The 11,947-nt window shown below is 42.8% G+C and carries 8 protein-coding genes; 7 read left to right on the top strand and 1 reads right to left on the bottom strand.

Features of this window, described 5'->3' with window-relative positions:
- Window positions 1-2 precede the first annotated feature (2 nt).
- The gene (locus tag PSH41_RS13275) at window positions 3-218 is read right to left on the bottom strand and encodes a hypothetical protein (protein WP_004587424.1); all 216 of its coding nucleotides are present in this window, start codon (window positions 216-218) and stop codon (window positions 3-5) included.
- An 876-nt stretch (window positions 219-1,094) separates the two neighbouring features.
- Between PSH41_RS13275 and PSH41_RS13270 the strand changes: the two genes are divergently transcribed.
- The 7 genes from PSH41_RS13270 (at window position 1,095) to PSH41_RS13240 (ending at window position 11,814) form a co-directional block, all read left to right on the top strand.
- Window positions 1,095-2,822, top strand: coding sequence for a DUF4856 domain-containing protein (locus PSH41_RS13270; RefSeq protein WP_273589316.1), 1,728 nt, complete (start codon window positions 1,095-1,097; stop codon window positions 2,820-2,822).
- Window positions 2,823-2,907: 85 nt separating this feature from the next.
- Entirely contained in the window at window positions 2,908-4,182 is a 1,275-nt protein-coding gene (locus tag PSH41_RS13265) for an imelysin family protein (RefSeq protein ID WP_055252969.1), read from the top strand.
- A gap of 8 nt (window positions 4,183-4,190) precedes the next feature.
- Window positions 4,191-6,425 (top strand): TonB-dependent receptor family protein, encoded by a 2,235-nt coding sequence (locus PSH41_RS13260; RefSeq protein WP_273589317.1) that lies wholly within the window; start codon window positions 4,191-4,193, stop codon window positions 6,423-6,425.
- Between the two features lie 10 nt (window positions 6,426-6,435).
- Window positions 6,436-7,476, top strand: coding sequence for a sterol desaturase family protein (locus tag PSH41_RS13255; protein WP_095206724.1), 1,041 nt, complete (start codon window positions 6,436-6,438; stop codon window positions 7,474-7,476).
- A 110-nt stretch (window positions 7,477-7,586) separates the two neighbouring features.
- Window positions 7,587-9,494, top strand: a complete 1,908-nt coding sequence (locus PSH41_RS13250; RefSeq protein ID WP_273589318.1) for a DUF1800 domain-containing protein — start codon at window positions 7,587-7,589, stop codon at window positions 9,492-9,494.
- Window positions 9,495-9,503: 9 nt separating this feature from the next.
- Complete coding sequence (locus tag PSH41_RS13245) at window positions 9,504-10,844, top strand: DUF1501 domain-containing protein (RefSeq protein ID WP_273589319.1); 1,341 nt, start codon at window positions 9,504-9,506, stop codon at window positions 10,842-10,844.
- A gap of 256 nt (window positions 10,845-11,100) precedes the next feature.
- The gene (locus tag PSH41_RS13240) at window positions 11,101-11,814 is read left to right on the top strand and encodes a DUF1499 domain-containing protein (protein WP_096042084.1); all 714 of its coding nucleotides are present in this window, start codon (window positions 11,101-11,103) and stop codon (window positions 11,812-11,814) included.
- Window positions 11,815-11,947 lie beyond the last annotated feature (133 nt).

Raw genomic sequence — 11,947 nt, 5'->3', positions numbered from 1 at the left:
GCTTAAACTTCTTTACCACCGTGCTGCTCTGCTAAATCATCTAGCTCGGCAGAGGTGTAATCAAACCCGCTTTCATCATACTCGTAAGTGACTTTTACACTGTCGCCGCCATTAAATAGGCGAGTTTTAACTTGGTTTACGGGCCAATCTTTTAGTACATGCACAAAGCGGTTAGCAACTTGCGAGGTTTCAAAGCGGTAGCGAATTTCTGTTTTCATAAAAAGGCTCTGTTATTGTATGGCTTAGCTAAAAGTGAGTAGTAAAATGACACTATTTAATGCATTACCACCTCTCATAATCTCTTGGGTGTGTTGATTTTTAATGGTTGAATTTGCAGCCGTATGTTTGGTTTTAAGGCAAGGCAAAGCCTATGTAACTTGGTTATTCACCATGAATAGGCGATAACGCAGCATAAAAGCCAAACATGGGCTGCCCGTTGGGTTCTTTCTAGGGTGATAAACTCTTGTTTATTGGTTTTTACTTATTCTTACATGGATGTAAGTCATTAAAATAACGCAGGAGCCGTTATCGAGCCTACTAAGTTACAAACCACGCGCCGCGATTTAATCGCCCCTAGATTGAACAAATTTCTATCCGCCAAGGTCAACACGCCCTAGTATACCTTTAATCAATACGCTGATATAAGCCTCTAAAACAGTAAGTGGAGCAAAAAACCACACTTAAACGCTATAAGTGATGCGTTTTTAAAATAAATAATAATTATTACAAATAGCTTTTATATCTAAAAAGTTAATGTGATTTTATTTTTACGTAATGTTCGCATTTTGCTTTAAGGTGCGGTGTTCCTTTCTAAAAATACTTATCTAGTACAAACCAAGCATTGTTATAAGTTTTTGATAGTTAATTACTTTAATAAGTAGATTAGCTTTGTACAGCGAATGTTTTGCTAAGCAATTTACGTGTTGTTTAGCTATGTTAAATAGTATTTTTGCCGAACTCCCTTTGTTCTAAAAACTAAAACTATTTTAAAAATAAAACAAAAAAGAAACATTTAGGTTGATTGTTAGGTATTTGTAATTAGAATAGTCGCTATTACAAATAAGAATGATTCACATACAATATTAGGATTCAACATGAATTTGCGTAAATCTCTCCTTGCTAGTGCAGTAATTACTGCAACTATGGGTCTAACTGCGTGTGGCGGCTCAAGCTCCAGCGATAGCACCGAAACACCAACCACTCCAACAGTGACTAATTCGGCACCTACCGCTATTAGCTTATCTACAGCGGCTGTAACAGAAGATGTAGTAGGCGCAGTAGTCGGTACTTTAAGTGCAACCGATGACGATGCAACAGGCATGGTATTTACACTTTCTGATGATGAACAGTATTTTGAAATTAATGACAGCAATGAGCTAACGCTTAAAAGCACGTTAGCGCTTAATGCTGAGCAAGTAGAAACAGTTGATGTAACAGTTACTGCAACCGATGCTGGCGATTTAAGTTTTACACAAACACTGAGCGTATCTGTAACTGATATTGAAGCGCAAGATGGCGTAAACGTTTACGAATTTGCCTCAACAGTTAATGCTAGTAATTCTGCGGTAAGTTACACAGGCCAAGTGGCTCGCCATGCACTTTCGGCGCAAATTAAAGCCTACATAAGCTTATTAAGTGTTGATTACATTGAAAGCGAAGGCTTAACAGGCGATGCCGTTAAAGCGCAGTTAATGGCTTATTGGAGCGATTATGAAGCCGTAAAAGATAACAGCTTTTTGTTTATTGATGGCGCAACTACGTTGCAACAGTCGTTTGCAGAAATTTCGAGTTCAGGCAAAACCTTAACAGGTAAAATTGCCGGTAACGATGCGTCTAAAATGGAAGAAGACTGGCTAACAGAAGGTACATTTGAAGGCTGGAGCGACTTCGGCACTCAAGCAAAAACGCCAGAAGGGCTTATTTTTCATTACTTTGATTTAATTGCCGCCAATGTAGATGCAATTGCAAGCGGTACGCAGTCTGAGGATGTAAACGGTAATGACATTACTGCGGCATACATCACAACAAGTGGCCTTGATTTAAACCAGCTTATTCAAAAGCACACGCTAGGTGCGTTAATGTTCTCGCAAGGCACTGACGATTACCTAGACGAAGGGCTTGATGAAGATAACACCGATGCAGCAGCCGATGGTACTTACAGTACTTTAGAGCATCAATACGATGAAGGTTTTGGTTACTTTGGCGCTGCTCGTCATTATTTAGAATTTAGCGACGAGGCTATTGCTGATGGTAGCGCAAGCGCTGATATTGATGGCGATGGCAAAATTGACTTAGCGAGTGAATACAATTGGGGTAACTCTACCAATGCAGCTAAACGTGATAAAGGCGCGGTAGTAGCAACTGACTTTAGCAGCGCAGCAATGACGGCGTTTATTGCGGGTCGTAAAATTATTAACGATGCTGCACCAAGTGCATTAACTGATGATCAAAAAACGCAGTTATTAGCACAACGTGATATTGCAGTAGCCAACTGGGAAAACGCAATTGCAGCCACCGTTGTACATTACATCAACGACACACTAGCCGACATTGATACAGTACAAGGTACAGAGGCAAGTGCTGACGATTTTGCTAATTTAGCTAAACACTTTAGTGAAATGAAAGGCTTTGCACTGAACTTTCAATTTAACCCATTTTCACCTTTTTACAGCGACGATAACGCAGGTAAATTTGCCGAGCTACATACATTGCTCGGTGAAGCGCCACTGCTAACAGATGCATACAAAGCGCAGTTAGTAGAGGCACGTGATTTGATGCAGGAAGTTTACGGCTTTGATGCTCAAAACGTTGAAAACTGGTAATAACCACCCGTTTTAGCACCAAGGAAGGTCAGCCCACGGGCTGGCCTTTTGCCGTTTAATTTTCAAAGTTTTTAGGGTTGAAATAATGATCAATTATGCAAAAAAAGGGGTTGTGGTTGCAGCTACTGTACTAACCCTTAGTGGGTGTGGTGAAAGTAGCTCAAGTAGCACAGGCAGTGATTTTCAAAGTAGTGATAGCGGGCAAACTACGACGCCTGCGGTTACAGAGTTTGATGAAGCACAACTCGTTGCTAACTTAGTCGATAATGTAATAACACCGACGTTTGTTTTATTTAATCAACAAGCACAAACACAAACACAGGCCGTTGCAAATTACTGCCAAGCTGAAATACAAAGCGTACAAGAAAGCTCAGAAGAGGCCATTGCGCTGCGTGCTCAAGCACAACAAGCCTGGCTAGATACCATGGCGGGTTGGCAACAAGCCGAAATGATGCAAATGGGGCCGCTTCTTGATAACGCAGGGCAGTTACGTAACCAAATATATTCATGGCCTACTTTTAGCCGCTGTGGGATAGACCAAGACGTGGTGTATAACCAAGACGGTGTTATTAACCAAGATCAAAATCGCCCGTATGCCATTAGCGAAAGAACAGCAACACGCCGTGGCCTGTTTGCAATTGGGCATGTGTTGTTTAACGAGCAGTTAGCGCATCACTGTAGTGTGGCAAATGACGCCCTTGCAGATTGGAATAACCGTACAGATTTAGCGCGTCGTCAGGCTCGTTGTGAGTTTGCTGTGGTGGCAAGTGAAGATGTTTTAAGTTCGTCAGCGCAGTTATTACAAGCTTGGCAAGGGGATAGCGGTTTTGCTAACGAATTAAAAAATACCGGCCAAAGTGGCTCTCGCTTTAGCACAACTCACGAAGCACTTAATCATATTAGCGATGCACTGTTTTATATCGACACAATAGTAAAAGATAAAAAATTAGCAGAGCCGATTGGTATTTTTTCAAATTCGTGTGGCGCATCGGCGTGCCCTGAAGATGTAGAAAGCCTAGATGCAAAAAGCTCTTTAGATAATATTCGTAATAACTTAGTGGCGTTTGAAGCGTTAATTATGGGTAATTTAGACGCTGAGCAAGCAGGCACTGGCTTTGATGACTTTTTAGATGCAGAGCAAGCACAGGCTACTAAAACACGTTTAGTTGAAGGAATAGCAACCCTTAAAGCCACTTTAAATAGCATTGATAGCTCGCTGGCCGATTTGCTAATTGATAACGAGCAACAGGTACGTGATGTACATGGGCAAGTGAAAGTGCTGACCGATGAGCTAAAAAATGACTTTATTAATGAGCTAGCACTTGAGCTACCTACCACCTCTGCAGGCGATAACGACTAAGGGCGACAATGAAATACAATAAACTTACAATTGCATTGCTTATGGCCGTAAGTTGCCAAGCAGTGGCAGAGCAAAAAAACGAATTAGAACATATTCAAATTATTAGCCATAACGATAAATTGCGCACCGAAGCAGGCTCGGCAACTTTAATTGGCGAAGCACAACTTGAACAATTTGAGTTTGATGATATTCATCGTATTTTATCGCAGGTGCCTGGGGTAAACATACGCGAAGAAGATGGCTTTGGGCTAAGGCCTAACATTGGTTTTAGGGGCGTAACCCCTGAGCGTAGTAAAAAAATAACCATTTTAGAAGACGGTGTTTTAATTGGCCCTGCGCCGTATTCGGCACCGGCGGCTTATTATTTTCCGCTTACTACACGCATGACCGCAGTTGAAGTGTTTAAAGGCCCAGCAGCCATACATTATGGCCCGCAAACGGTGGCGGGTACGCTTAATTTAGTTTCGCGTCAAGTACCTGATGATGCCAGCGGTATGCTTGATATTTCAGCAGGCTCCGATGGCTATAAAAAAGCGCACGCGTATTATGGTAACCGCCAAGGGCAGTTTGGCTTTTTAGTTGAAGGCGTTCACCTAGAAAGTGACGGTTTTAAAGAGCTTGATGGCGGGCAAGACACTGGCTTTGAAAAAGACGATCTATTAGTTAAATTAGATTACACACTTAATAGCGAGCAGTATAAACAACGCTTTGAGTTAAAGCTGGCCTATTCAGATGAGCTTTCTAACGAAACCTACCTTGGGTTAACCGAAGAAGATTACCAGCAAACACCGTATCGCCGTTATGCCGCCAGCGGCCCTGCAAATATGGATACTAAGCATACGCAAGTGATGTTTACCCACCAACTTAGCAGCGACAATTTTGCCCTTACAACCCGCGCCTATCGCAACGATTTTGAACGTGCGTGGCTTAAACTCAACGCGGTTACTAACAGCAGTGGTAGTTTGTCGGATATTTTGGCAGACCCAACACGCTTTGAGCGTGAATATAGCGTTATTAGTGGCCAAGCCGATTCGGTTCAAAGTGGTGAAAGCAATGTGTTTTTAACCATGGGAACTAACGACAGAGCCTTTTTCTCGCAGGGCATACAGTTTGATGGTGATTGGCAAGTCGCTGCGTTTGGGCTAGAGCACTCACTCTCATTCGGGGTGCGTTTTCATCAAGATGAAATAGAGCGCGATCATTTTGAAGACACATACGCCATGGTTAACGCGGTTAACACCCGTACAGACACCGCGAGTGTATTTACCACACAAAATACCGAATCTACCGATGCGTGGTCGTTATATATTGAAGACAAAGTAACCTTCGATAAGCTAACTCTTGGTTTAGGCGTGCGCGGCGAGTTAATGGATATGTCGTATCAAAATGACGCCCCTGGACAAGCAAACGATTGGCAAGATAAATCGAGCCGTATTTGGTTACCTGGTTTAAGTGGCTTTTACCAATTATCGGCCAATGCAGGGTTACTTTTTGGTGTACACCAAGGGTTTGTGCCCTCAAGCCCATCTAGCCCTGTACGTGAAGGAGATGAAGAGTTTGAAAAAAGCGTAAACTATGAATTTGGTGGCCGTTACAACAACGGTAACAGCCAAGTGGAAGTAGTGAGCTTTTTTAATGATTATTCAAACTTAGTAGAAAGCTGTGGCCAGTCAAATTGTGGAATCGAAAACGAAATTGACCGCGAATTTAGTGGTGGGGAAGTGGATGTATGGGGCGTTGAGTCTCAATTTGCACACACTTACGCATTAAATAAGCACATTGATGTGCCGGTACGCTTAACTTACACCTACACGCAAAGTGAGTTTAAAGAAGAGCTATTTAGCGAATTTACGCAGTGGGGGCATATTCGCCCGGGCGATCATTTACCGTACTTGCCTAATCATCAAGCTGCGCTGAGCTTAGGCCTTGCACATAACGATTGGTCGGTTGATGTATTAATAAAATACACCTCAGAAATGCCAGAGGCCGCTGGCGTAGCTTATACCGCTGGTGAGCTTGGTAACACCACAGGGAATGATTTTTCATTACCGTTAGCAGGTGTCGATGTACCCGCTACAACAGTACTAGATATTGCTGCGCGCTACGAGCTTGATCAATATGGTCATATTTACGCTAAGGTAGATAATCTGTTTGACCAAGATAACATTGTTAGTCGTCGCCCATATGGCGCGCGCCCGGGTAAACCGCGTAGCGTAGCCGTGGGTTACAAATATCAATTTTAAGAGGTAAGTTATGCTCGAGACTATATGGCAAACGCTTCTTCAAACGCCAAATTATTTGTTTGATGCCAATAAACGTATTTTTATTGGCTATAGCATTGCGGCGTTAGTGATTGCAATGTTGCTGTATTTCTCGGGCCGTGCGCAGCAAAAAAAGCGCACGTGGCGTGGGCTGGGGCGCTATTTATTTAGTAAGCGTATTTGGCTGAGTAAAAGTGCCAAGCTCGACTACCAATTATTAATTATAAACCGCTTACTTAAAGCCGCGCTGTGGGTGCCTATAGTGTTAACTATGGTGCCTGTTGCTATTGGCGTAAGTGATGCCCTGCAATGGCTTTTTGGTGAGCGCGCAGTATGGCAGCTGCCAAGTACTGTGGTGTTAATTATTTTTACCGTTTTATTGTTTATATTTGATGATTTAACACGGTTTTTATTACATTTAGCACTGCATAAAGTGCCGTTTTTGTGGCATTTTCACAAGGTACATCATAGTGCGTTAGTGCTCACCCCAATGACCATTTATCGCAGCCACCCGTTTGAAAGCTATTTATATGCCTGTCGAATGGCGTTAGCCCAAGGTTTTGTAGTGGGCGTTTGTGTGTATTGCTTTGGCCGAAATTTATCAATGTTAGATATTTTGGGGGCTAATGTATTTGTATTTGCCTTTAATGCTTTAGGCGCTAATTTACGCCACTCACATGTGTGGTGGAGCTTTGGTAAAAAAATAGAAAATTGGTTAATTAGCCCAGCTCAGCACCAAATTCATCACAGCGATAACCCAAAACATTTTGACCGTAACTTAGGCTCAGCGTTAGCCATTTGGGATAGAGCCTGTGGCACGCTGATAAAAGCGCATCAAGTAGGTAAAATTACCGTGGGGGTTGGCAATAACGACCGGGGGCACAACAGTGTAATGGATGCGTATTGGCGGCCAATTTACGAGAACCTACAAACGCCTTGGCAACGTGTGGCTAAAGCCGCTAATAAGGTGAACGTTTTTAATAAAAAAAAGCCCATTATTGAGGTTAATATTAACGACAAAACAGCTAAATAGCGCTCGGTTACAAAAAATAAAAGGTTAAATTGTAAATTTTGTGTTTCAATAATCGTATCAAACTCGGTACATACACGCGTACCTTCTTTAATTTACGATGACGATTTAACATGCATTACAAATCAGTTTTATTAGCAAGTTGTGCTTTATTGCTAAGCGCCTGTGGTGGCTCAGGCGGCGATGACACGCCCACCGTTAATTCAAATAAAATTCCTACCTTATCGATTGCCAACATACCCAGCGAATTAACTAAAGGCCAAACCATTGAGCTAATTGCAACAGCAAGCGATGAAGACGGCTCAATAAGCAGTGTGGTTTGGCAACAAACTGCGGGCACCACGTTATTGAATGAACCATTAGATGCGTTAAGTACCCGCCTTACTATACCCGCTGCGCAAAGTTATGAGCCTATAACGTATTCATTTAGCGTAACAGCCACCGATAATGAAGGGGCAACAAACACGCAAACCGTTACATTTGTAGCCAAAAACAGCATGGACATACACAGCGCCGCTAGGTTATTACACCAAGCTAGCATGGGCCCAACGCTTGCTGAAATAAACAGTGCTCAAGGTTTAAGTGAGCAACAATGGCTCGATGGCCAAATAGCACTGCCAGTTAGCTACCATCGAAACTACTTGGTAAAACTTGAAGATGACGAAGACTTTAAATATATAAGCCGAATAGATGCATGGTGGAAAGCGGTGCTACAAAGTGACGATCAACTACGCCAACGCGTTGCATTTGCACTGAGTGAAATATTGGTCGTATCGGATGAAAATAGCGATTTACGTGCACAACCAGAGGGGATGGTAACTTACTACGATTTATTACTTAAACATGCGTTTGGCAATTTTAGAGAGTTACTCGAAGAGGTAACGCTTTCGCCAATTATGGGCACGTACCTCAGCCATTTAGGGAACGAAAAAGCTGATGAGGCACTTAATATTCGCCCAGATGAAAATTACGCCCGTGAGGTTATGCAATTATTTACCATTGGCCTAGATGAGTTAAACCTTGATGGCTCCGCTAAGCTAGATGCAAACGGTAATAGCATAGCAACTTACGGGCAGGCTCAAATACAGGGGTTTGCGCGTGTATTTACCGGCTGGACATTTGCCGGCAGCGAAACCTTTAAACGCAAAAGCCGTGATTATATAAACCCTATGCAAGCTTACAGCGAATATCATTCGGATAGAGAAAAAGTCCTATTAAATAATGAGGTTATACCGCCTGGTTATGGGCCAGAGGAGTCGCTAAAAATAGCCCTCGATAATTTATTTAATCACGATAACGTAGCACCGTTTATTTCTAAGCAGCTTATTCAGCGGTTAATTACCTCAAACCCTACTGCGCAATATGTAGAGCGCGTTGCACGTGTATTTAACGATAATGGAAGCGGTGTGCGAGGCGATTTAGCCGCAGTTGTTAAAGCTATTTATTTAGATGACGAAGCACGCCATTTTGGCAGTGTACTTAGCTATCAAGGTAAAATTAAAGAACCACTTTTAAAAACTGTACAGTTTTGGCGAAACCTTAATGCGAAGTCGCAGCAAGGTTATTATAAAACGTGGAACTTAGTCGATAGCTATGGGCAAGGCCCCATGCAGTCGGGCTCTGTATTTAACTTTTTTAGACCCGATTACCAAAGTGCGGCGTTACGCACGCAAGGTTTGGTAGCGCCTGAATTACAAATAGCCAACGATGCGACTTTAATAGGCACAATGGATGCCTTATTTGCAAGTTTGGTTTGGAGTACAGCCGAAGCGCATACCGAGTTAAACCCTGCAGGAATTTATGTTTATGTACAAAGCGATATGGATTACTTGGCGCAAAATGGCATTAGCGCACTGATAGAGCAATACAATACCCTGTATTTTGCCGGCAATATGAGCGCTGACACTACACAAGCTTTGCTTGATTTAGATGCCTACTTTGATGAGGATCAGTACCGCGTGAGGGTTTCGTACTTGTTATACATGATTGCTATTTCACCTGAATTTAACGTGCAGTATTAGGAGCGCATAATGAGCCTAAATAGAAGAAACTTTTTGTCATTATGTTTAAAAGGCGGGGTATCAGCAGCCGCTTTAACCAGTTTGCAGCTACAAGCACTCACGGGGGCAACTAATGCAACAGAACTCGGTGATTATAAAGCCCTAGTGTGTGTATTTTTATACGGCGGAAACGACTCACTGAATATGTTGCTACCCCTTGAGGGAGAGCAGCGTAGTTTATACGAGCAAAGCCGGCAAAACCTCGCAGTAGACAATCCGCTAGCGTTAAGTGTTTCCCAGCAGTTTGCAGGTGGCGTGGGTATTCATCCCTCACTTGCGCCTTTACAGAGCGTGTTTGAGTCGGATGATTTAGCCTTTGTTGGTGGCGTAGGCACTTTACTTACCCCCACCACATTAACAGATTACAAAAATAACGCGGTGCCTTTACCTAAGCATTTATTTTCGCATAACGATCAGCAAGCGTCATGGATGTACGGCCGAGAAAAAGCCTCTTTAAACAGTGGGTGGGGCGCACGTATGCTAGAGCGATTAGCTGTAGAGGATCAGTTTGCGGCAAATATCTCTCTCGATGGCACTAATTTATGGCAAACAGGCACAAATACCAGTGCCTTTGCGCTTAACAAAAGTGGCATAAGCACAATTAACGCCTTTGGTGGGTATCAGCCCCGCACTGAGCACGTTACTAACATAATGAACCGCTTGCTAGGTAATGCAAGCCATGTACTAGGGCGTGAATATGCGAATGGCTTAAATAGCGCAATTACCAACACGCAAACGATGAACAGTGCACTTGAACAAGCCCCAGCGCTTACTACCACCTTTAGCGATACTAGCTTGAGTGAGCAATTAGCCGCGGTGGCCAAAGCTATTAGTGTGCAGTCGTCGTTAAGTACACAGCGCCAAGTATTTTTTGTCTCTATGGGGGGATTTGACACCCACGATGATCAGCTTACTGCGCACCCTGCATTATTAAATACGCTAGCTCAAGGGCTCAGCGAGTTTAACCGTGCCATGAAAGAGCTAAACATGAATGATAAAGTCACCACGTTTACTATGTCGGACTTTGGCCGCACGCTCACCTCAAACGGCGATGGCACCGACCATGGCTGGGCGGGTAATCAAATAGTAATGGGCGGCGCGGTAAAAGGCCGTTCTATTTATGGCCAGTTACTTACTCAGCAATTAGAGGGCGAATACGATACCGGTGGCGGGCGGTTAATTCCGCAAGTGGCTAACGAGCAATACTTTGCAACATTAGCGCAGTGGTTTGGGGTGCCTGTTTCTGAGCTGGTTGATATTTTTCCTAATTTAAGTAACTTTAACAGCGCGACCTTAGACTTTTTTGTGTAATGATACTGACACGCCAGCCTAGGTACGTTAGTTTAAGGTTAAAGCGCCGCTGCTTGATAATAAAAATGCGTTATTTAGTTGTTTTAATTAGCTTATTTTAAGGTTTTTGAACAAAGCTTATTATTTAAAGCACTTAATTATCACTATACAGTGGCGTGAGCTGTTAATTGTAATCTAAACCCAGTGCTTGGCAGTATAATGTACTGGTTTCAAATACTTAAAATTAAAGATCACACATGATAAAGGAATCATAATAATGAAAATTTTAGTGAGCTTAGTAAGTTTAATCGCTTTTTTACTCGTTTTACTGCCAGGGCCTTTATATAAGTATGGCGTTGTTGAACTAAGTACTGCGTTTACAGGGTTTAGATTTGGTGTGTATGTGGGTGGCGCTGCATTAGTGCTGCTTGTTATACAGGTTATTTTTATGCGTAAAACGCTTAGCATGGGCAGCACTTTAATGGCATTGGTGTTTGCAGCCATCGCGATTGCAATGCCACTGAGCATGATGAGCAAGGCTAAAAGTGTACCCGCGATCCATGATATTTCGACCGATTTAATTAACCCGCCAAAATTTGTGGCAATTGTACCGCTGCGAGCGGATGCTAAAAACCCAGCTGAATACGCAGGAGAAGAAACAGCCACGCAGCAACGCAAAGCTTACCCTGAGCTAAAAACACTAAATTATGCACAATCAAAAACAGACTTATTGGCTGCTACCGAGCAAGCGGTTAAAAATTTAGGGTTTGAGCTTGTTAATGTTAATGCGGCTACGGGCATTGTAGAAGCAACGGATACCACCACATGGTTTGGTTTTAAAGATGATGTAGTTGTGCGTATCAATGATGAAGGCAGCCAGCGCTTTGTCGATATACGCAGTAAGTCACGCGTGGGGCGAAGCGATTTAGGAAAAAATGCTGAACGTATACATTCACTCATTGATGAGATAAATACGTTACTGGATAAGTAACCAACATGTCCCGTCCTGAAATAGGTTGACGGTTTTAATGAAAGACTTGGTGCGAAAGCGCCAGGTCTTTTTTATGCACTTGATTTGGTGTTTTCATATCCAAACTTAAGTGCGGTCGCATTTCATTGTATAT

The sequence above is a fragment of the Pseudoalteromonas sp. CST2 genome (assembly GCF_028599385.1).
Lineage (GTDB): Bacteria > Pseudomonadota > Gammaproteobacteria > Enterobacterales > Alteromonadaceae > Pseudoalteromonas > Pseudoalteromonas atlantica.
This window is presented reverse-complemented; position numbering and strand designations above follow the sequence as displayed.